The sequence below is a fragment of the Streptomyces cadmiisoli genome, assembly GCF_003261055.1.
GTDB classification, from domain to species: Bacteria; Actinomycetota; Actinomycetes; order Streptomycetales; family Streptomycetaceae; genus Streptomyces; species Streptomyces cadmiisoli.
Map to the genome: position 1 here is coordinate 449,143 of NZ_CP030074.1, position 21,578 is coordinate 470,720.

General features: G+C 72.0%; 20 protein-coding genes. 6 read left to right on the forward strand and 14 right to left on the reverse strand.

Annotated elements, in window-relative coordinates; genetic code table 11:
- Positions 1–41 precede the first annotated feature (41 nt).
- Together DN051_RS42770 and DN051_RS42775 are read right to left on the reverse strand one after the other, a co-directional pair.
- Entirely contained in the window at positions 42–683 is a 642-nt protein-coding gene (locus DN051_RS42770; RefSeq protein ID WP_112443136.1) for a response regulator, read from the reverse strand.
- Positions 680–1,888: a histidine kinase gene (locus DN051_RS42775; protein ID WP_112443137.1), complete on the reverse strand. Its 1,209-nt coding sequence runs from the start codon at positions 1,886–1,888 to the stop codon at positions 680–682. The genes DN051_RS42770 and DN051_RS42775 overlap by 4 nt, the downstream gene beginning before the upstream one ends.
- A gap of 218 nt (positions 1,889–2,106) precedes the next feature.
- Between DN051_RS42775 and DN051_RS42780 the strand changes: the two genes are divergently transcribed.
- The 3 genes from DN051_RS42780 to DN051_RS42790 all read left to right on the forward strand — a co-directional run bounded on the left by DN051_RS42780 (position 2,107) and on the right by DN051_RS42790 (position 6,452).
- Positions 2,107–2,892, forward strand: a complete 786-nt coding sequence (locus DN051_RS42780) for an ABC transporter ATP-binding protein (RefSeq protein WP_112443138.1) — start codon at positions 2,107–2,109, stop codon at positions 2,890–2,892.
- A 2-nt stretch (positions 2,893–2,894) separates the two neighbouring features.
- On the forward strand, positions 2,895–5,429 hold the full coding sequence (locus tag DN051_RS42785) for an FtsX-like permease family protein (RefSeq protein WP_246041284.1): 2,535 nt from the start codon (positions 2,895–2,897) through the stop codon (positions 5,427–5,429).
- 150 nt (positions 5,430–5,579) lie between these two features.
- Positions 5,580–6,452, forward strand: a complete 873-nt coding sequence (locus tag DN051_RS42790) for a hypothetical protein (RefSeq protein WP_053763543.1) — start codon at positions 5,580–5,582, stop codon at positions 6,450–6,452.
- Between the two features lie 70 nt (positions 6,453–6,522).
- On the opposite strand, the gene DN051_RS42795 is transcribed toward DN051_RS42790, so the two are convergent.
- From DN051_RS42795 to DN051_RS42830, 8 genes are all read right to left on the reverse strand, one after another.
- Entirely contained in the window at positions 6,523–7,500 is a 978-nt protein-coding gene (locus tag DN051_RS42795; RefSeq protein ID WP_112443140.1) for a pyridoxamine 5'-phosphate oxidase family protein, read from the reverse strand.
- On the reverse strand, positions 7,497–8,183 hold the full coding sequence (locus DN051_RS42800) for a hemerythrin domain-containing protein (protein WP_112443141.1): 687 nt from the start codon (positions 8,181–8,183) through the stop codon (positions 7,497–7,499). Before DN051_RS42800 ends, DN051_RS42795 begins: the two co-directional genes overlap by 4 nt.
- 96 nt (positions 8,184–8,279) lie before the next feature.
- Positions 8,280–9,161, reverse strand: a complete 882-nt coding sequence (tatC, locus tag DN051_RS42805) for a twin-arginine translocase subunit TatC (protein ID WP_053763650.1) — start codon at positions 9,159–9,161, stop codon at positions 8,280–8,282.
- Positions 9,162–9,226: 65 nt separating this feature from the next.
- Positions 9,227–9,502 (reverse strand): Sec-independent protein translocase subunit TatA, encoded by a 276-nt coding sequence (gene tatA, locus DN051_RS42810; RefSeq protein WP_112443142.1) that lies wholly within the window; start codon positions 9,500–9,502, stop codon positions 9,227–9,229.
- 188 nt (positions 9,503–9,690) lie between these two features.
- On the reverse strand, positions 9,691–10,074 hold the full coding sequence (locus DN051_RS42815) for a sec-independent translocase (protein WP_112443143.1): 384 nt from the start codon (positions 10,072–10,074) through the stop codon (positions 9,691–9,693).
- A 226-nt stretch (positions 10,075–10,300) separates the two neighbouring features.
- Positions 10,301–11,431 carry an alpha/beta fold hydrolase gene (locus DN051_RS42820; RefSeq protein WP_112443144.1) on the reverse strand — a complete coding sequence of 377 codons (1,131 nt, stop codon included), beginning with the start codon at positions 11,429–11,431 and terminating at the stop codon, positions 10,301–10,303.
- A gap of 166 nt (positions 11,432–11,597) precedes the next feature.
- A complete protein-coding gene (locus DN051_RS42825; protein WP_053763547.1) occupies positions 11,598–12,071 on the reverse strand; it encodes a VOC family protein in 474 nt (157 codons plus the stop codon).
- Between the two features lie 398 nt (positions 12,072–12,469).
- Positions 12,470–13,081 carry a CGNR zinc finger domain-containing protein gene (locus DN051_RS42830; protein ID WP_112443145.1) on the reverse strand — a complete coding sequence of 204 codons (612 nt, stop codon included), beginning with the start codon at positions 13,079–13,081 and terminating at the stop codon, positions 12,470–12,472.
- 251 nt (positions 13,082–13,332) lie between these two features.
- Here DN051_RS42830 and DN051_RS42835 point away from each other — a divergent pair, with 251 nt between their 5' ends.
- Positions 13,333–13,887 (forward strand): DM13 domain-containing protein, encoded by a 555-nt coding sequence (locus DN051_RS42835; RefSeq protein ID WP_112443146.1) that lies wholly within the window; start codon positions 13,333–13,335, stop codon positions 13,885–13,887.
- A 64-nt stretch (positions 13,888–13,951) separates the two neighbouring features.
- Here DN051_RS42835 and DN051_RS42840 read toward each other — a convergent pair whose 3' ends face one another.
- The 4 genes from DN051_RS42840 to DN051_RS42855 all read right to left on the reverse strand — a co-directional run bounded on the left by DN051_RS42840 (position 13,952) and on the right by DN051_RS42855 (position 17,720).
- The gene (locus tag DN051_RS42840; protein WP_112443147.1) at positions 13,952–14,326 is read right to left on the reverse strand and encodes a toxin Doc; all 375 of its coding nucleotides are present in this window, start codon (positions 14,324–14,326) and stop codon (positions 13,952–13,954) included.
- On the reverse strand, positions 14,326–14,565 hold the full coding sequence (locus tag DN051_RS42845) for a hypothetical protein (protein ID WP_053763551.1): 240 nt from the start codon (positions 14,563–14,565) through the stop codon (positions 14,326–14,328). Before DN051_RS42845 ends, DN051_RS42840 begins: the two co-directional genes overlap by 1 nt.
- Before the next feature lie 102 nt (positions 14,566–14,667).
- A complete protein-coding gene (locus DN051_RS42850) occupies positions 14,668–17,145 on the reverse strand; it encodes a SpoIIE family protein phosphatase (protein ID WP_342781615.1) in 2,478 nt (825 codons plus the stop codon).
- Between the two features lie 176 nt (positions 17,146–17,321).
- Complete coding sequence (locus tag DN051_RS42855) at positions 17,322–17,720, reverse strand: hypothetical protein (RefSeq protein WP_053763553.1); 399 nt, start codon at positions 17,718–17,720, stop codon at positions 17,322–17,324.
- Between the two features lie 353 nt (positions 17,721–18,073).
- Between DN051_RS42855 and DN051_RS42860 the strand changes: the two genes are divergently transcribed.
- Positions 18,074–19,753 (forward strand): cytochrome c biogenesis protein CcdA, encoded by a 1,680-nt coding sequence (locus tag DN051_RS42860; protein WP_112443148.1) that lies wholly within the window; start codon positions 18,074–18,076, stop codon positions 19,751–19,753.
- 574 nt (positions 19,754–20,327) lie between these two features.
- A complete protein-coding gene (locus DN051_RS42865) occupies positions 20,328–21,569 on the forward strand; it encodes an acyl-CoA dehydrogenase family protein (protein WP_112443149.1) in 1,242 nt (413 codons plus the stop codon).
- Positions 21,570–21,578 lie beyond the last annotated feature (9 nt).

Consider the following 21,578-nt stretch of genomic DNA (forward strand, 5'->3'; position numbering starts at 1 on the left):
CCAGGTACGGCCGTTCCGAGGTGAGACCGGGCGTGCCGGGCTCAGCCGACCAGTGACCGCTCCCACGCCCAGGCGGCGATCTCCACCCGGTTACGCGCGGCCAGCTTCGTCTGGATGCTGCTGAGGTGACTCTTCACCGTCCCGACGGTGATGACCAGTTGCTCCGCGATCTCGGCGTTGGTCCGGCCCCTGGCGACCAGGCGCACCACGTCGAGTTCCCGGGGGGACAGCGCTCCGGTGTCGCGTGCGGGAGCCGGTGCGGTCAGGTTCTGCAGGAGCCGCACGGTGATCGACGGGCTGATCAGCGCCTCGCCGGAGACCGCGGCGCGGACCGCCTCCACCAGCAGGGCGGGGCCGGAGTCCTTGAGCAGGAAGCCGCAGGCGCCGTTGCGCAGGGCGGTGTGGACGTACTCGTCGTGATCGAACGTGGTGGCCATGACGACCCTGATCGGGTCGGTGACGTCCGGTCCCGCGAGCAGCCGCAGCACTTCGAGACCGTCCATGCGGGGCATGCGGATGTCCATCAGCGCCACGTCCGGCCGCAGCCGCCGCGCCATCTCGACCGCCTGGACGCCGTCGGCGGCCTCGCCCACCAGCTGCATGTCCGGCTGCGCCCTGATGATCATGCCGAAGCCGGCCCGGACCATGGCCTGGTCGTCGGCGACCATCACTCGGATCGTCATCGCCCGTCCTCCGCCTCGGCCCCGGTGCCGCCCGCCAGCGGCAGCGCGGCCTCCACGACCCATCCTCCGTCGATGCCCGGTCCGGCCCGGAGCCTGCCCCCGATCGCGGAGACCCGTTCGGTCAGTCCGAGCAGCCCGAACCCCGACCGGGACTCGAACCCGGCCGTCCAGGACCGCTGTCCGGACGGCTGCGGCCCGTCATTGACCACCCGGACGAACAGCCACTCCGGGGTGTGCTGGAGGCCCACGTCCACCGTGCTCGCGGCTCCCGCGTGCTTCCGGACGTTGGTGAGGGCTTCCATCACCACGCGGTACGCGGAACTCGCCACCTCCACCGGCAGATCGCCCGGCACGTCGTCCGCGGCGAGCCGGACCTCGGGCCCGCCGACCGCCGTGAACCCTTCGATGAGCGGGACCAGTTCACCGAGGCCGGGGGACTGGGTGAGCGGCGCCTGATCGTCCTCCTGCCGCAGGACGCCGATCATCCGCCGCATCGCCGACATGGTCTGCGCACCCGCCTGCTCGATCTCCCCGAGCGCGTCGACCGCCAGCTCCGGGTTCGTTCCGGCGACGTAGCGCGCGCCCTGCGCCTGGACGACGATGCCGGTGACGTGGTGAGCGACGAAGTCGTGCAGGTCCCGGGCGAACTCGGCGCGCTGCTCGGCCCGTACGGCCGCGAGTTGCTGCGCGCGGGCGGCCGCCTGGAACCGCAGATACAGGCCGACCACCACGGCGGCGGCGGCCAGCAGGCCCTGGACGCAGCCGAAGAACTGGGCCCAGCCGATCGAGGTGCCCCGCGCCGGCTGGACGCACAGCGCCAGACACAGGGCGGTGGCCTGGACGGGCATGAGCCACCCCTGGCTCCGCCGCACCACCGTGATCAGCAGCATGAGCAGACCGAAGGTCTCCGCCCAGCCCCATGACCCCTCGGAGTCCAGCCCGATCAGCCATACCGTGCCGGCGAGCGAGCAGACGGCCAGGGCCACGACGGCCGGCGCCAGCAGGCGCGGCCCGAGCCGTTCCGCCCTCAGCCACAGCATGGCGGTGGCCAGGGACGGCACCGCGCACACGGACCACCGCAGCGGGTCCAGGCCGTCGACGATGACGGAGACGGCGGTGTCGGCGAGGCCCAGGAGCGCCAGGGCGACGACTCCGCCCGCGCGTCCCGCCCGGTTCCACCGGTCTTCAAGTTGCACGTTCAACATCGCGGTGAACGATACCGGCCGTGGCCGCCGCGCGGGATCCGCCGAAAGTCAGATTCCCACCGCCTCCGCAGCCCCCGAAGACCTGTCCCGAGGCAGATGTGGCGAACAGGTCCGCCCGGCGAGGCTGATGCCCTCAACGCGGCGACCCGCAGCACCGGAACCACTCGTCCTCGGCGTCGCGTACCGACCGACACCCGCGTCCCAAGGAGCAGGCACCCATGCCCAGTCCCACTGCCCACCCGTTCCCGCCCGCCGCACCACCGCACCTCCCGACGGCCGGGGCGGTCACCGCGGTGAACCTGGTCAAGGTGTACGGCAAGGGCGACACCGAGGTCCGCGCCCTCGACGGCGTGTCCGTCGCGTTCGGCCGGGCCCGGTTCACCGCCATCATGGGCCCCTCCGGTTCCGGGAAGTCCACCCTGATGCACTGTCTGGCCGGCCTGGACCGCGCCACTTCGGGTCAGGCGCTGCTGGCGGGCGTCGACCTCACCACGCTGTCGGACCGCGTCCTGACCCAGGTGCGGCGCGAGCGGATCGGCTTCGTCTTCCAGGCGTTCAACCTGCTGCCGCACCTCACCGCCCGGCGCAACATCACCCTGCCGCTCGACCTGGCGGGCCGCCGGCCCGATCACGAGCTGTTCCAGCACCTCGTCACCGAACTCGGCCTCACCGACCGGCTCGGGCACCGGCCCAGCGAGCTGTCCGGCGGGCAGCAGCAGCGGGTGGCGGTCGCCCGCGCCATGGTGTCGAGGCCCGAGGTGGTCTTCGCCGACGAGCCGACCGGCAACCTCGACTCCCGCTCCGGCGCGGAGGTGCTGGCCATGATGCGCAACTCGGTCCACGAACTGGGCCAGACCGTCGTCATGGTGACCCACGACCCGGGCGCGGCCGCCTACGCCGACCGCGTCGTGCTGCTCGCCGACGGCCGGGTCGCCGGCGAGATCGACCGCCCCGACCACGCGTCGGTGACCGACGCCCTGCGACAGCTGGCGGTCGGACGATGAGCATGATGCGCACCCAGCTGACGGCCGCCCTGCACAAGCCCGCCCGGCTGCTGCTGACCGGACTCGCCGTGACCGTCGCCGCGTTCGTGGTGTTCGGCACCGTCCTCGCGCAGCGGGCACTCGAACACACCATCCTGGACACCCACCACGGCACCCCGGCCGCCGCGGACCTCGTCGTCGGCAACGGCGACCTGCCCCCGTCGGCCCCCGCCGTCGCGACGGTCCGCGACGTGCCGGGAGTGGCCGACTCCACGGCGCGGACGAGCGCTTACCTTCCCTTGCGCCGCCCCGCCGGTACCGGGTTGAGCGTGACCTCCGACCCGGGCAAGGGCCCGCTCGCCCTGGTGCACGTGATCAAGGGCAGCTACCCGGACGCGCCCGGCGAGATCGCCCTGACCGAGCGCTCGGCGTCCCGGCTCGACGCCGGCATCGGCGACACGGTCACCGTGCTGACCGGCCCCGAAGCGGACCGCCCGGCCTCCCTGAAGGTCACCGGGGTCACGGACGCGCCGGCCGGCGCACTGGTGCAGGGCTATGACGGTGAGCAGGCGTACGCGCCCGACTCCACCGCGATCAGCCTGGGCGGCCCCGAGGTCTACATCAACCAGGTCGAGGTCCGCCTCGACGCGGACGCCGACGAGGCGAAGGTCGGCGCGGCCCTGCGCACGGTGTTCGCCGACGCGGGCGGGGGCGGCGAAGTGGCCACCGGCGCGGAGACCCGCCGGGAGGAGCAGCAGCGCGCCGTCGACGAGTACCGGCTCCTCTTCCTCATCATCACGGTGTTCGAGGCGGTGGCGGTGCTCGCGGCGATGCTGGTGGCGACCTCGACCTTCCGGATCGTCTTCGCCCAGCGGATGCGCCAGTTGGCCCTGCTGCGCGCGGTGGGCGCCGACCGCAAGCCGCTCGTCCGCGCCCTGGCCGCGGAGGGCGCCCTGACCGGGGCCGTCGCCGGAACGGCCGGAGTCGCCGTCGCGCTGGTGGTCGGGAACGTACTGCCCAGCGTGCTCGACCTCTTCGGGGTCCGCATGGCGTCGCCCGGCCTGCCGCTCGGCCCGGCCCTCGCCGTGCTGGCCGGAGCGGTGGCGATGACCGTGGTCGCGGTGCTCTCACCGGCCGCGGGCGCCGCCCGGGTCTCCCCGCTGGAGGCGCTGCGCAGCGCCTCGACCACCGCCGGGCAGCAGGGCATCTCCCGGACCAGGGCCATCGGCGGCCTCGTGCTGGCCGGGGGAGCGCTGGCGCTGGCCGCCCTCGCCATCAGCCAACTGCCCGAGCCGAACCAGCCGAACTACGACGCCCTGCCGGTCATGCTGCTGATCGTCTTCTCCGGCGCCCTGGCCTACTTCGCCCTGGTCGCCCTCGGCCCCGTCCTCGTCCGCCCGATCCTGCGCGTGGTCGGCTGGCCGCTGCGGAAGGCCGGCCCCATCGGCCGGCTGGCCGTCGGCGGAGTCGGCGGCGCGACCCGGCGGGCCGCCGCGGTCAGCGTGGTCGTGGCACTCGGCGTGACCATGATCGGGGTGCTGCTCGTGGGCGCGTCCTCCGTGCGGACCACGGTGGAGGGCCAGGTCGCGGCGACCGCGCCCAGCGACTTCTGGCTCAGCTCCGACGAGGGCGAGCCGCTCCCGCCGGCCATGGTGAAGAAGGCCCGTGAGGCGAAGGCCCTGACCCGGGTCCTGCCCGAACGCGGCGCCCCGGTCACGGTCGGCGCGGCGCGGCAGGAACACCTGGCCGTCGACCTCGACCTGCGGAAACTCTCGACCTGGGACCAGCTCCAGGCCGGGGACGGCTCCCTCGACGACCTCGGTCCCGGAAAGGCGGCGCTGGCGGAGTTCGCCGCGCAGGACGCGGGTGTCGGCGTGGGTGACAAGGTCACCCTGACGCGCGGCGAGCGCTCGACACAGGTGGAGGTGGTGGCGCTGCTCGCGGCCGCACCGGTCAACGCCGGCATCCTCACCGCCGCAGCCGACCTGGACCGGCTCGGCGTACCAGCGGGCCCGACCGGTCTGCTCGCCGACGCCGCGGCCTCCGGCGAACAGGGCCGCACGGACGCCCTCCAGGTGCTGAACTCCGGCATCGGCCCGAAGGACAAGGTGTCGGTCAGAGTCCTCGCCGACGAGCGCGACGACGTCGACTCCTTCCTCCGTGTCCTGGTGGGCGGCGCCCTGGCCCTCATCTCCCTGACCGTCGCCATCTCGATCACCGGCGTCGGCTCCACCACGGCCCTGTCGGTCGTCGAACGCGTCCGCGAGGCCGGCCTGTTGCGCGCGGTGGGTCTGTCCCGCCGGGGCCTGAGCGGCGCGATGACACTGGAGGCAGCGCTGTACGGCGCGCTCGGCGCCACCATGGGCCTGCTGCTCGCGGTCCCTTACTCCGTACTGCTGCTCGAGGCCACCGGATTCGAAGCCACGATCGACTTCCCCGGCTTCCAGCTCATCGGGGTCCTGCTCGCGCTGACCGCTCTCACTGCCCTCGCGGGCGTCCTGCCGGCCCGCCGCGCGGCTCGTGTCAGCCCGGTTGTCGCCCTCGCGGTGGACGGCTGACGCCGAGGCCGGGCACACGCTCGGCAACCTTCAACCGGACGGCCCGTCGGAACCTGCCCCGCAGGTTCCGACGGGCCGCTCGCGGCACCATGCCCCGGAGAATGTGTCGACTCAGTCGACATGTCGAGTCAGTCGACATACAGTGGTCGCATGACCGAGCGATCCGAAACCGCGCGCATCAACGCACTGTCCGCACTCATCGGCTGGGCCGAGCGAAGGGAACGCCTGGCCTCCGACCGGGCCGACCTGATGGCCGACGCGTGGCGCACCGGCACGCGCAGCGTCGCCGAACTGGCCAGGCTGGCCCGCGTCTCACGCGACACCGTCTACGCCGATCTCGCCGCGCGGGGCATCGACGTGAGCAAGCGGGACGAGCAGCACATCATCGGATCTCTCACCGGCCAGGGCACACCCCTGAACGCGGAATCGGTACGGGCGCTCGCGCGGATCGCGGACGCCGTCACCCGGCCCGCCCACGCTCACGATCCGGCCGACCCCGTCACGCGTGCCGCGCGCGCCGCGACCAAGGCGCTGGAAGCCACCGCCGACGTACTGGACCCGCCGAAGGACCAGGGGCCGGGCTGGGAGCCGGAGGACACCCTCGCCCACCTGGCGCGGGAAGGGCAGGCGGTGTCCCACTACGCCCACTCGGCGCTGGCCGCGACCGCCGGACGGCAACAGCTCGCGGCCTCCGCCGACTTCGACCGCCGCGCGACCCTGCACACCGGCCGGAACGCCGTCGCCGACGCCGTGACGCTCACGGTGACCGTGCCCACGGGGGAGACGGTCAGCGTCGAACTCGGTGACGACGGGACGGGCTGGACCACCCTGTCCGGTGACACGGCGCTGGTCGGCGGCGACGTGGACGCCCTCGACCACCTCGAGGTGCAGGCCGCGTTGCAGACCCTGTCCCGGGTGATCACCCGGCACCTGGACGCATCGGCCCTCCTCCCGCGCCGCACGGACGCCCTGCCGGGCACACCCCCGCCGCGCACCCGGCACCTGCCGGGCAACAACGACTGACGCCCGCGCAACAGGGGCCGACCGCAACGCGGTTCGGCGCCCCGGCGCGGGCGTCCCGAGGAGATCCGGGTCAGTCCACCGGGCCGCGGGTGGCGAGGCGCTCCAGCCGCGCGGCGGTGCCGTCACGACGCGCGCGCCACAGACCGTACTTGGCCAGCAGCCCGTTCGAGACGGTCAGCAGCGTCTTGTACGGCGGCGCGGCCAACCCCTTGGAGGTGTGCGGGGCGTAGCAGGCGCCGTCGTCGGTGACGGTCAGCCATCCGGTGAACGTCCGCATGCCCAACCCGACGCACTGCGGCCGGAAGGCGTGGGCGAGGAGCCCGGCTCGCCTGCCACCGGGCGGCAGCAGCCCCGGGGGCACGTCCAGGCGCAGCCCCGTCCCGTCGTGGCCGGTGACCGCCACCGGGAGGATGACGGGGAAGCCGTCCGCACCGCGGTAGGCCAGCAGCCGGTGCGGCAGCGAGCGGATCTGCCGTACGGCCGCGGTGACGTCGACGCGCGGGCCCGTGCCGTTCTTCGGCGGCTCCTGAGCGGGCGGTGTCCGCGGCCAGGCGGAGCCGGTGACCGTCAGCGTGCCCCGGGCCGCAAGATCGGGCCAGAGCGCGACCCGTTCGACGCCGATGTCGACGAAGACCCGCTCCTGGTGGTACTCGCGCAGCAGCCAGTCCCACACCGGCCCGCGCTTGGTCCTGCCGAGGAACGGCTCCGAGGCGCGCATCAGGTCCGCCAGACGCTCCGGCGACGGGCGCAGGTCGACCGACGCGGTGCCCTGGGCGAGCACGTACGAACTGTTCCCGGCGAAGCCGTGGTCGCGCGTGTGGTACGCGAGCGACACATGCGGGTCACGCAGGATGCGTTCCAATTTCCTCGGGAAGCCGATCGAGGTGGTGAAGCTGAGCCGGCCCGCCTCGCGGTCCACGAGGCCCAGCGGGGAGACGCTGGTGATCACGGCACCGCCGGCGGGTGTGACATAGGCGGCCGCGACCGTCAGGTCGCCCTTCATGACCGCCTGCGCCGCGTCCGGCCACCGGGCGGGCGTCGACGTCATGAACCGGTCCCGCGCAGGATCCGCAGGTCGTCCGCGGCCTGCCGGCGCATGGCGGGCAGGAGCGGGCGCACCGGCTCCGGCAGGCCCGCGAGCACCAGTTCCACCTCGCCGGGCGTGCCCGCCTCGTCGAGGAAGCCGACCATCAGGTGCCCGGCGACGGGCGGCGTGGTCGCGATCACCCGCTGCGCGAAGTCCTGCCATGCGGCGGGGCTGACATGGTCGCGGAGCGCCGGCAGGAGCAGCGGCTCCTCATGGGCGAGGTGGTCGTGCACGATGGCGCGCACCGCCTCGGCCGCGTCCCGGAGCGCCACCCGGACGCCCGCGCCGCCGGCCGCACCGGTCGCGCCGGCCTTGTCGGACTTGCTCTCGTCGTCGCTCAGGTTCACCGCGGCCAGGTGGTCGAGCGCGTCCTCCAACTCCTCGTGCTCCTCGCTCAGATCGTCGAGCGCGGTCGCCATGCCGGGCGCCGCGGCGACGATCTGCGGCCAGAGGTCGTGGTCCTCGGTCTCGTGGTGGTGGCGCAGATTCACGACGAGGAAGTCACGCAGCTGCGCCAGGGCGCCCAGAGGCACCGAGTGCCGGGCGGCCGCCTCGGCGAGCAGGGTGGTGGCCAGGCGATGGACCTCATGCACGAGCCGCGTCTCGACGACCGCCGAAGATTCCGAAGGGGATCCCATTGTCATGAGAGAGAACCTATTGATTATAAGGCTCTACTGTCAATATTGTGACATCTCGTGCACGATGGTCGCAGACGGTCACCAGCGAGCGGGTCGCGCACGTCAGGGCCGGTCGCCGGTGACACCGGCGGCGGATCCCACGGGGACCGGGGTCAGGTCCAGGGAGGAGGCCTCCGTGTCCTCAAGACCCGCGCCCGGCTCGGAGTCGCGCTTGCGCCGACGGCGCCGGTCGTTGCACCAGGAGACCGCACAGGCGCCGAGGTAGAGCAGGCAGATCGGTACGGCCAGCAGCACCATGCTGAGCGGGTCCGTGCTCGGCGTGGCGAGCGCCGCGAACGCGGCGATGCCCAGGAACATCGCGCGCCACCAGCCGATCATCCGGCGCGCGGTGAGCACACCCGCGAAGTTCAGCAGGACGAGCAGGACCGGGAGTTCGAAGGACAGACCGAAGACGAGGACCATCCGGGTGGCCAGATTGAGGAAGTCGTCGACGGGCAGGAGGTTGGTCGCCCCGTCCGGGGTGAGGGAGATCAGCACCTGCGCCGTGGTGGGCAGCACCCCGTACGCCACGGCGGCACCCGCGAGGAACAGCGGGACACCGGCCCCGAGAAAGACCAGCGTGTACTTCTTCTCGCTGCGGTGCAGGCCCGGCGCGACGAACGCCCACAACTGATACAGCCACACCGGGCTCGCGGCCACGACTCCCGTGGTGATCGCCACCTTCAGCGCGAGGGAGAAGGGCGAGAGAAGGCCGTTGAGGGAGATCACACCGCAGCGTTCCCCGTCGCTCTCACCGGTCAGCCCGCCCGGCGCGCAGCCGGGCAGGGGATCGATGAGGAATCCGATGAGTTCCTTGTAGAAGAAGGCCGCGGCGATCGTGACGAGCAGGATCGCTCCGACGGCCTTCATCAGTCGGCTGCGCAGCTCGCGGAGGTGTTCCCCCAGGGGCATTCGCGCGGCGTCGTGCGAGGTACTGCTGGGCATGGACAGTCCCGGTCCCTTCATGTGCGGCACCGGCCGCACATGTGTCGGTCGGTGGTGACGGCGCTTCAGCGCCGGTGCGGGATGTCCGCGTCAGCCGCTTCGGGGGCCGCGTGACGGGCGCCCGCCGGCTGAAGGGCGGGGGCCGGGGCGGGGGCGGCGGCGTGGGCGTCGGCCTGCGGTTCGTCCGCGTGGTCCTTGCGCATGGCCTGGGTCTCGCTCTTGAGGATCCGCAGCGACTGCCCGAAGGAACGGGCCATCCCGGGAAGGCGCTTGGCGCCGAAGAGGAGCATGACGACGACGAGGATGAGGATGATCTCGGGGGCTCCGAGCCTGCCGAACATGGTCGTTTCCTTTCCGCTGGCGACGGCGCGGGAGCGGCGCTCCCGCGCCGTCGGCCCGGCTGCCGGAGGATGCGGCGGCCCGGCCATGGTGGTGATCGGTCCGTTGACGGAGCGGGTCGGCCGGTGGGGCGGCCGACGGGGCGGCCCCGCTGGGCCGGGGCCGGTGGTCTCTCAGGGCTTGGGGATTCTCAGGGCCGCGGGTCGCCTTTCGTGGCGATCGGGCCCGGTCCGGCGGAAGTCCCCGCGTTCGCGGAGGTCTTCGACGGGGCGCGGCGGGGTGTCTCCCCGATGGGATCCAGGTCGGCAGTGAGCTTGTCGAGGCTGAGGCCCTCGTCGTGCAGCAGGTGCTTGGACACGAGGGTCTTCGGGTTGAGGTCCTCGATGTTCAGGTCCTTCAGCTCAGGCGGGAGTTCGTCGCGAATGCTCTCCTGAGCGCTCTGCGAGAGCTGACGGACCCTGCGCAGGACGCGCGCCGCGTCGGACACCAGCTTGGGGAGCTTGTCGGGCCCGACCACGATGACGGCCAGCACGACCAGGGTGACGACTTCGAGCGGCCCGATGTCGTTGAACATCTACGACTCCCGTCTGGATGGTGAGGGGGCCGCCCCGACCGGGACGACGGCGCGGCGGCTTCGTACGAGCGCGTGCCGATGTCCCGGTACGACCCGCGGGAGTGCGGGTCGTACCCGTCCGGGTCCTGCCCGCCGGGGAAGTGGCGGACAGGACCTGCCCGGACGTGAGCCACGGGTCAGGGACGGCCCGACGTCCGGGCGTCTTCGGCCAGTGCCTGCTACGGCACTAGCGAGCCGACCGGGACGCCTTGGCGCGGTACGGCGCCAGGAACTCGGTCAGCGCCGCCAGCATCTGCTGCGGTGCCTGCTCGGCGACCCAGTGGCCGGCGCCGGGGATGACCACACCGCGCACGTCGTTCGCGAGGGGCTTCATGCCGCCCTCGACCCATGCGCCCCAGCTCTTCTCGCCGCCGATCGCCAGGACGGGCATCGTCAGCTTGGTCTTCGCGCGGTCGTCGTTCTGCTCGACCGTCGCGTCCCACGCCCGGTAGAAGCCGAAGCTGCCGCGCAGGGACTCGCGCTCCGAGAACAGGCGGATGTAGTACTCCCGCGCGTACTCGGGCAGCCGCTCCCCGCCCTGGATGTCGAACTCGTAGGTGAAGAAGGCCTCTTCGCGGCCCCGGACGAGCTGCTCGATCAGTTCGTGGTCGACCCGGTTGAACGGGATGTGCCAGAGCCTGTTGTTGAGCGCCTCCTTCTCGAACAGCTTCGGCGAGGCCTCGGTGCTCGGCGGGCCGGGGACGTCGGCGACGGCCAGGTACTCGACCCGGTCCGGGTGGTCCGCGGCCAGCGCGTAGCCGATGATCATTCCGGTGTCGTGGCCGGCCACGGCGAACCGGTCGTGACCGAGCGCGTCCATCAGCGCGACCAGGTCGTTGGCCAGGGTGGCGGTGTCGTACCCGCCCTTCGGCTTCTCGGTCAGCCCCATACCGCGCTGGTCGACCGCGATGACCGTGAAGTCCCGGGCCAGCGCGGGCATCACCATGCGCCACGCGTACCAGTTCTCCGGCCAGCCGTGCACCAGCAGCAGCGGCGGTCCGTCGCCCCCGATGACCACGTGCTGGCGCAGCCCGCCGGCGTTGACGAACCGGCTGGAGAACGTCTTCTTGAACTCCGCGGACAGACGCGGCGCCGTGGCGACCGTGCCGAAGCCCTTGGGCCTGCGGGCGGCGGGGGCCTGCGCGGTGGTGGCGGTGGCGGACGGCGTCAGTCCGGCGGCCACCGAGATGCCGGCGGCCGCGGAAGCGGCGGCGCCACCGACGAACAGGCGTCGCGACAGCCCGCGCCGGGCCCGGTGCGACACCGGCTCACGCCCGGGGCCGTCCTGGGCGTCGGGCTCCGTGGGGGACATGTTCATGGGGTTCGGTTCCTTCGTTGATGAATCTGGAGGTCAGGGGATGGGCGCCGCGTCGGCGGTGCGCGGCGTGCGCGGCCCGCACCGCGTTCTGAACGCCCGCCGTGCCCGAGAGGACGGGCCGGCCGCCGCGAGGCGGGTCGGCCCGTCGCACGCTCGGGTCACCGGTCTAGCGGCCCGGGAAGCGCTGCTGGATCTCCTGAAGCACCCAGCCGTTGCCGTCGGGGTCGCTGAAGGTGGCGAAGGAGGCGTAGGAGGCGCGCTCGGGGTGCAGACCCGGCTTCCGCTCCTGGCCCGGGAGGCGGTGGGTGATGTCGCCGCCCTCGTGGCCGTGGTAGATGATGCCGCCGTTGTCGTGGAAGATCTCGCTCACCTCGATGCCGCGGCTGATGAGCTCGGCACGGGCCTCCTCGATGTCGTAGACGGCGAGGTAGAGGCCCTGGGCGGAGCCCGGCTCGGCGGAGGTCATGCCCGTGCCGAACAGGATCGAGCACTCGGAGCCCGGCGGGGTGAGGTGCACCGCGCGCCATTCGTCACTGACGGGCTTGTCGATGTCCAGACGGAATCCCAGCGCCTCGTAGAAGGCCTTGGCCCGGTCCACGTCGGAGACGGGCAGCACGGTGACTTCGAGCTTCATATACATCTGGGGGCTTTTCCTTCTTGTTCCCTGGCCGAGGTGGGCGGGCGCCCGGCGCGCCGCCGACCGGCTGATGCGACCCGGATGACGACTGTGATCCAGGTGTGGGCGAGACCGTGACCCGTCCGAGTGACGTGGTGTGGTGCGACCGCCTTGTTATGACCGTAGACGGTTAGCTCATAACCACCAAGTTCTGACGGCGAGGGGAAGTTCACAACTTGCGCGCACGCGCCGCCGTCACACTTCCACTTATCGCACTCCAGTTCGAATAATGGGGCGTGGTCCCCCCGGTGGCCGGAGTGGGACCACAGTGGTGTCGTGGTCAGGAATCGAACGGGGGTGAACAGTCGCTCTGCGCAGGTGAGTTCACACCGGAACGCGGGCGCACGGTTGCGCCCGCGGGGTCACTTCGAGGCCGGGCCGTGCTGGGCGGCCAGTGCCTTCTTCCGCTGCCGGTACGCCCGCATCGACGCGCGGGAGCCGCAGCGCGGACCGCAGTAGACGGAGTTCTTGTTCCGCGTCCGGTCGAAGAAGCCGTAGTGGCACGGTGTGTGCCGGCAGGCCCGCAACCGGTCCCAGACGCCCGCCTGGGCGAGTTCGGTGGCGTTCGCCAGCACGGTGCCGAACAGCCCGGGGACATCGGTCTGCGCGGGTGCCAGGAAGGCTCCGGATGCGGTGACGACGGTCACCAGCGGATACCGGGACGCGGCGTGGCGCAGAAACCCCTCCGCCTCGGCGAGCCCGTCGGGCGTGCTGTCCTGGTCGGCGGAGTGGGCGAGCAGCACGGTGATCAAGGCCTCGCGCAGCTCACGGGCGCTGGCCGCGTCGGCCTCCGTGACATGGGTCGACTCCGAGCCCATGGCCTGCTCCAGCAGCCACGCGTGCAGATCCTGCGCGCTTCCGAAGCGCTCGGGCAGCCGGTGGGGTCCCGCGGGGTGTGTATTGACGAACTGCAGGACTACGTCAGCCGACGGCGGCTGCGTCAGCGGACTGGGTTCGGTCGTGCGCGGGGAAATCGTCGGCCTCCTTGATCGTCTCTAGCGTAATCCATCGAGCGTTAACCCCAAAACCGCTACGGTGCCCATTTCCTTCCGGGTGCCGAGGCTCACGGTCACACACGACCCCGCCCTCGGACCGGCGGCGGGCGCGCCCTCACCCACGGCCGGGCGGCACCGACGTAAGGGTTTCGTCATCTCGAAGGTGACGCGTGGCGGGCGGCCCGCCGCGTTGAATGGGGCGGACACGACGCTCGGGAGACGAGGCCGGAATGAAGCGTGTGCGCAAAATGCTCGGCAGGCCGCTGGTGACCGGGGCGCTGGTGGTGGCCGTCGCCGGTGCCGGTCTCGGGCTCTACTGGTTCCAGCCGTGGAAGCTGTGGCAGGACCGGACCGTCGAGGAGGCCCTGCCCGAGGCGGTGGCGACGTCCGCTCCGCCCGCAGCGACGGCCCCCTCCTCCCCGGCGCCGGCTCCCGCCACGGTCGCCGCCGGCGACCTGATCAGCCATGAGCACGCGACCTCGGGCACCGTGAAGCTCGTACGGCTGACGGACGGCTCCCACGTCGTACGGCTGGAGAACCTCGACACCAGCAACGGGCCGGATCTGCGCGTGTGGCTGACCGACGCGCCGGTCAGGGAGGGACGGGCCGGCTGGCACGTCTTCGACGACGGCCGGCACGTGAGCCTCGGCAGGCTGAAGGGCAACAAGGGCAGCCACAACTACGCCGTGCCCCAGGACATCGACCTCGCTCGGTACAGCAGCGTCAGCATCTGGTGCGACCGCTTCGACGTCTCCTTCGGCGCCGCCGAACTCACCGGTGCCTGACGACAGCCCTCGGCGCCCGCCCCGGACAGCACCGTGCCGCCCGCCCGCCTGCCGTCCGGTCCGGTCAGATGCGCCAGGTGCGGATCCGGTCGGCCGCGCGGTACACGGTGGCCTTGCGGGCCTGAATGTCGCGGACGAGTTCGACCAGGGCTCCGTAGGGCGGGTCGATGCCCTCCCCGGAGGCGTCCATGTACGCGACGGTCACCTGGCAGGCGTACAGCGAGTTCCGGTACGGCAGGGGTTCGAGGCGGACGATCGTGTGCAGGAGCGACGCGGCCCGCCACGCGGCGTCCGGCGGGGCGATGCCCGGACGCGGGATGCGCGTCCTGTGCCGGGCGATCGCGGCGACCAGGGCGGAGTAGTCCGTGACGCTGACGTCCTCGGGGACGGCCTGTTCCTGGACGTCGAGCAGCCAGGGGACGTCGATGTGGAGCACCATCAGGCGGCCGCAGCTCCCTGATGCCGGTCGGCCGGGGGGACCTCGTCGGGGAACGCCTCGTCGAACTCGTCCCGGTGCCGCTCGCCCCACGCGACGGCGACACGCACGAACTGGAGACGCTGGCGCTCACGCAGGGGCAGGTCGTGGACGTACTGCTTGAGGGACTTGCCTTCGGCGGCCGCCGCTGCGCGGACCTCCTCCAGCTCCTCCTCGGTGAAGGTGATGTTCAAGGAAGGCATGGCCGTGATGGTACCTGACTGGTACCAGCGCGGGCCAGGAGTCCGCGGAACCGGGTGCCGGAGGCTCACACGAAGCTCGCCCGTGCCATGGGCGGGCTGCCCTCACGGGCTCCCCGGGTGGGGGCCGGAGTCGCGGGGGAGCTCCAGTTCGGCCCAGACGACCTTGCCGTCCGGTGCCGAGCGGCAGCCCCACCTGCGGGACAGCTTGCGTACGAGGAGGAGGCCGCGGCCGTTCTCGTCCGTGCTGCCCGCGCGACGCGGACGCGGGGCGAACGCGTCGGAGTCGGACACCTCGACGGTGAGCACCTGATGCCGCAGGAGCCGCAGCCCGACCGCTCCGGTGCCGTGCCGGACGGCGTTGGTGACGAGTTCGCTGACGATGAGCTTCGTGGCGTCCTCGAGACCTTCGAGCCCCCACTCGGCCAGTTGGCGTGCCGCGAGGTCGCGGGCGCCGCGGACGGCCTCCTGGTCACCGGGCAGTGTCCAGGACGCCACCCGGCTCGGGTCGAGGGAGCGGGTCCGGACCAGCAGGAGCGTGACGTCGTCGCACGGCTCCTGCTCCGCGAGGGTTCGCGTCGCCATGTCGCAGAGTTCGTCCAGGGAGCGGCCCGGTTGCGTGAGAGCGGCGCCCAGCCGGTGCATTCCCTCGTCGATGTCCTGCTCGCGGGTCTCGATCAGACCGTCGCTGTAGAGGGCGAGCACGGTCCCCTCGGCCAGTTCCAGCTCCACGGACTCGAACGGGTCCCCCAGACCGACACCGAGGGGCGCTCCGGTGGGGACGTCGAGGTACGCGACCCGGCCCTGCGGGTCGATCATCGCGGGCGGGGGATGCCCGGCCGACGCCATGGTGCACCGGCGCGTGACGGGGTCGTAGACGGCGTACAGGCAGGTGGCGCCGGACACCGCGGGAGTCTGCTCGGGGACGTCGCAGTCCTCCTCGGCCAGTCGCTGCACCGTGTCGTCGAGGTGGGCCAGCAGTTCGTCGGGGGGCAGCTCCATCGCGGCGAGCGTGTGGACGGCGGTGCGGAGCCTGCCCATGGTCGCGGCGGCGTGCAGGCCGTGACCGATCACGTCGCCCACGACGAGCGCCACCCGGGCGCCGGACAGCGGGATCACGTCGAACCAGTCGCCGCCGACACAGTGGTCCACGTCCGCGGGCAGGTAGCGGGACGCCACTTCGACCGCGGCGCCGCCGCGCAACCGGCGGGGCAGCAGATTGCGTTGCAGCGCGAGGGCCGCGGTGTGCTCGCGGGCGAACTGGCGGGCGTTGTCCAGCGCCTGCGCGGCCCGGCCGACGAGCTCTTCGGCCAGCACCAGATCGGCCTCGTGGAACGGCGCGGGATCCTTCGTGCGGACGAACAGCGCCATGCCCAGCAGGGCACGCCGGGCGCGGATCGGCACCACCATGATCGAGTGCATCCCGTTGTCGCGGACCCGGTGCGCCAGTGCCGGCACGTTGTCCACCCAGGTGCCCGGCGTGGTGTCCAGGACCGGCTCCAGGCGGGACCGCCCGGCGCGCAGGGCGGCGGCGAACGGCGAGGCGGCGGGCACGTCGACCGGCTCGCCGCGCACCCACGGGGATTCCGGCACGCCTCGGTTGATCGAGGCCAGGCCGGCCCGCCGGAAAGCGGGCAGGTGCCGGCCCGTCGCGCCGACCCGGACCGGGGGGCCCTCGCCGAACGAGACCGACTGCTCCAGGTCCACGGCGACGTAGTCGGCGAGCAGGGGTACGGCGAGATCGGCCAGTTCCTGGCCCGCCTGCATCATGTCCAGCGTGCTGCCCAGCCGGGCACTGGCCTCGCTGAGAACGGCCAGACGCTCCCGCGCCTGCCGGTTCGCGGTGACGTCGGCGCTGATGACACACACCCCCAGCGAACTGCCGTCGGCGCCCTGAAGACACTGGAACGACGCCGCGAACTGGTGCTCCGGGCCCTGGCTCGTCGGCAGATACGTCCGGTACTCGTGGACCTTGGTCGCCCCGTTGTGCAGGACCTGCTGCATCACCGCCTCGACCGTCTCGGCATGGGAACCGGTCAGTACGTCGGTGAGCCGGCATCCCAGCCGTCGGGTGTGGGGCAGTCCGTCGTGGCGCTCGGCGACGTCGTTCACGAAGGTGCAGCGCAGCTGCCGGTCCCGAACGGTGACACCGATGGGCGCGTGGGTGAGCAGGGGGCCCGGCGCGGATCCGTTCGTCCCGTCCTCGGTCCGCGGGCCCGTGCCGGTCATCGACGCGAGCCATCGCGTCGTTCCGTCGTGGCCCCGCAGCCTGGTGATCCGCAGGCCGACGTCGAGGACACGGCCGTCCCGGTGGCGCACCGTCTCCGCCCCCGACCAGCCGTTCTCCGCCTGGCACCGCTCGACGAACTCCGAGGTCGTCGCGGCCGTACCGAAGGACGGCAGCACGAGCGCGGCGGCCCGGCCCACGACGTCCCCGGCGGAGTGTCCGACGAGCCGTTCGGCGGTCTGCGTCCACCCGGCCACCGTCCCCTGCTCGTCGAGCAGCGCGATCGCCGTGTCGGATATGTCGGAGGAACTCAACTGCTTGCCGAGCGTCACGGCGCCGAGGCGGGTCATGGTCATCGAGTGCTCTCCTCGTGGTTCTGGGAGGGCCGGAGGCGGGGGAGCGGGGGTTATTGCTCCCTTTTTTCTTGAATGACCAACTAGTGTCCGTTTTTGTGACACGAGAAGGCCCTGCCCCGCCCGGTGGGACCGGGCGGGGCAGGGCCAGTGGCTGTTCGGGCGCTGTCGCTGCGCGCTCAGCAGGGGTAGACGTCGCCCGCGGTCGAGATGTTCCCCTCGTAGATCCAGCCGCGCGTCCAGTTCGGGTAGGCGCTGACGTAGAACCAGGCGTTGCCGTGCCCGTTGATGTAGTAGCAGTAGACCGTCATCGTGTAGTTGCGGTACAGCGTCTCCCTGGTGCCGCAGTCCGCGAACGGCCCCGGCCGCAGGGGCGCTGACGCCTTGTTGACGGTGCCCGTGTCCACCTGGTCGTACCAGGCGGGATTCGGTGACCAGGTGAACTCACAGGCCATGGCGGACGCGTCGCCTGCCGCACGCGACGATTCCGCGGGGGCCGCGGACGCCGGTGTGGCCAGCGCCACAGCGGACGCGATCACGGTCGTGACCATGCCGAGCTTCCTGAACGCCTTGCGCATTGCCTCTCCCCTCAGCGGTGCCTGCAGCCCCGCTTCCCGAAGCTGCCCCGTGCCGGTCGCCGTGCCTCGAACGCCGGGTGTGCCGGTCGGCCCTGATGTCCGCAGGGCCGCGGCCTCCGCCGTCCGCCGATGGGACGAGCGTGCGCGGCAGGGCTTGCGGAAGCCTTGAGGGAACCTTGAATCCGCTGGTGGCGGCCCCTGCGGCGCGATCGGCGGCCGCTCGTCCGGTGCCGTCCGCCGGGACCTCGGAGATGCGCGTCACTGGTTTGACAGGTGTCGCGATGGCGTGTTTATGTCGTCACCGTCCCAACAGGTGACGTAGTCGTCCTCGTTGGTCACGTCTGGAGACTGACTTGCTCACGCTGATACTGATCGGACTGGTCGGCGGCTTCGTCACCGCGATCTCGCCGTGCGTCCTGCCCGTCCTGCCCGTGGTCTTCCTCTCCGGCGGTGTGTCCTCCACACCGGGGGAGCCGGGCCCGGCCCGCAGAAGCAGGCCCTACGCCGTGATGGCCGGACTCGTCGTCAGCTTCAGCCTGATCACGCTGTTCGGCACCCTCGTGCTCGGCGCGCTGCCGCTGCCCAAGGACATCATCCGCTGGGTCGGCCTCGCGGTGCTGCTCCTGCTCGGCGCGGCCATGATGTTCCCGGCGGTACAGGACCTGCTGGAACGGCCGTTCGCCCGGGTCGGACAGCGGCAGGTCGGCGCGCGCAGCGGGTTCCTGCTCGGACTCGCCCTCGGCGCGGTGTACGTACCGTGCGCGGGACCCGTCCTCGCCGCCATCACCGTCGCGGGCGCCACCCAGCGGATCGGCGCCGAAACGGTCGCCCTCGCCGTCGCCTTCGCGGTCGGTACGGCGATCCCGCTGCTGTTCTTCGCCCTCGCCGGGCGGCGCATCGCCGAACGCGTGCGCGCGTTCCGCAAGCGGCAGCGGCGCGTCAGGTTCGTCGCCGGACTCACCTTCGTCGTCCTCGCCTTCGGCCTCACCTTCAACCTCACCGACGTACTCCAGCGTTCCGTCCCCGACTACACCGCCCGCGTCAACAAGGCGATCGCCGGCGCCGACCTCGGCGACGTGCTCGGCACGGGCGGCAACGGGGAACTGGGCCGGTGCGCGTCGCTGGCCTCGACCGAACTGGCCGACTGCGGTCCGGCTCCCGAGGTGTCCGGGATCCAGCAGTGGCTGAACACTCCGGACGGCGCGCCCGTGACCAAGATGTCGCTGGCCGGCAAGGTCGTCCTGGTCGACTTCTGGGCGTACTCCTGCATCAACTGCCACCGCGCCATCGAGCACGTCAACGCCTGGCACGAGAAGTACGCGTCCCAGGGACTGGTCGTCCTCGGTGTGCACAGCCCCGAGTACGCGTTCGAGCACGAACCCCGCAACGTGCGGGCCGGCGCCGAACGCCTGGGCATCAAGTACCCGATCGCCCTCGACAACGAGTTCACCACCTGGGACAACTTCGGCAACAACGCCTGGCCCACCGAATACCTCATCGACGCCCAAGGACGCGTGCGGCACGTCGCCGTCGGCGAGGGCAACTACGCCGACCGCGAATCGCTCATCCGCCAACTGCTGGCCGACGCGCGCCCCGGCGCCCAACTGCCGCCCGCAACGGACGTACCCGACGACACCCCGACCGTCCGGCTGACCCCCGAGATCGGCCTCGGGGCGGGGCGCACCTACGCCCTCGCGAACGGAAGCCTGTCCGAAGGCACCCACCGCTTCACGTACCCGTCGCAGCTCGTGCCGGGCCAGTTCGCCCTGGACGGCACCTGGGACGTCGGACGCGAGTCACTGACCAGCGGCCGGAACGCCGGGATCAAGCTGAACTTCTTCGCCCGCGACGTCCACCTCAACGTCGGTGGCAGCGGCACCGTCACCGCGACCGTCGACGGGAAGACCACCACCCACACGGTCTCGGGCGCGCCCAACATCTACCGCCTGGTCACCGGCAACGAACCACGCGAGGGCGTCGTCACGGTGACCCTCTCACCGGGGCTGAGCGCCTACTCCTTCACCTTCGGCTGACAGGGCCGTTCGCCCGGTCGTTCCGTCCACGGTGGGTGGGCCTGCGAGCATCGCAGGCCCACCCACCGATTTTCTGTGCCGCGGCATCAGGCCACACCACCCCTGCTGCCGTGGTACCGGGGGCCACCCCTGCTGCCGTGGCACCGGGGGACACCCTCTCTCGACAGCACCCGGCGGAGCCTGACGGTGACCCGCCGAAACCTGCCGGATCGGGGCGGCCAGCTCCTCTACCAGCCGCGATGCCACCGCTGGCCCCATCCGTCCAGGGCCTGTTGAGGCCACCCGGAACAGGACGATCAAGACCTGGGCCTCGGCCAGACTAGGACGTGCCGACCAGCACTTCCCCCCCACGCCCTCAGTTCCACCACCACCCAAGGGCGCCGCCGTCCGCCGAAGACCGGGACACCCAGACCGGGACACCCAGACCGGGACACCCAGATCGGGCATCCCTCCCGTGGGCACCCACGTCCGGCTGCGCAAGCCCGTCCCGCGGAGTCCCACCCCGACCGAACGACGGCAGCCACCCGCGCAGACCCCTGAACACGCACACCGAGACCACCTGCAAGGAGTCCTCGTGATCGCCGTCCCCGAACCGGACCTCACCGAGCGCGAACTGATCGAGAGGGCCGTGGCGATGCGGTCCACGCTGCTCGAACGGCAGGCGGAGACCGAGCGGTTGACCGTCTACCCGAAGGAGACCCACGAGGACTTCCTCCGGGCGGGCTTCTACCGGACGCTGCAACCGCGCAGGTACGGCGGCTACGAGTTCGACGTGTCGACCTTCTACCGCGTCGTCACCGAGGTCACGCGCGGCTGCCCGTCCACCGGCTGGGCCCTGTCCCTCTCCTCCGCCCACGTCCTCCAGGTCGCCTCGTTCTTCGGGGAGCAGGCCCAGGACGAACTCTTCGGCGACGACGGCGACTTCCGGGCCGCCAGCACCATCGCCCCCATCGGGATGGCCGTGCCCGACGGCGACGGACACATCACCCTCGACGGCACCTGGCCCTACTCCTCCGGCTCCCCGTACGCCACCCACTACCTCGCGCAGACGTTCCGGGCCCCCGCGAACCCGGGGGACCGGCCGGGACCGCCCGTCCTGTTCGTCGCGCCGCGCTCCGCCTGGACGCTCCTGGACGACTGGTACGGCACCCTCGGCCTGCGCGGCAGCGGCTCCAACAGCCTCCGCTTCGACAAGGCCCGCGTGCCCGACCACCACACCCTGGACGGGGTCCTGCTCGCCCTGCCCGTGGAGGGCGGCACGGTCGGCTCACAACTGCACGGCCAGTCGATGTACGCGGGGTGCCCGGGAAGCTTCTTCCAGGGTGAGATGGCCGCCCTGCTGATCGGCACCGCGTACGCCGCCGCCGACGAGTACACCCGGATCATCTCCGAGCGGCGCCTCGTCATGGACCCGACCCACACCCGCGCCGACCTGCACGACTACCAGCGCCACCTCGGCGAGGCCCTCGCCGCCATCAACACGGCCGACGCCGCGATGCGCGCCACCGCCGCCGACTGGACGCGGGCCTGCGCCGACAACGTGTCGGGCCGGGCCCCCTTCACCACCGCCGACGACGACCGGTTCTCGCTCGTCTACCTCAACGCCGGGCGCATGGCCTGGGACGCGCTGCAAGGCATCCTGTTCCGTACGGCGGGCTCCCGCCACGCGCGCAACGGCGAGCGCATGCAGCGCTACTTCCGGGACGCCGCGACGATGTGGACGCACGTCTGCTCCACGATGTCCGAGCCGCTGGCCCGCCGCGTCGGCCGCGCCCGCCTCGGCCTGCCGACGGAGGACATCCCACTGGTCTCGTGAGCCGCTGAG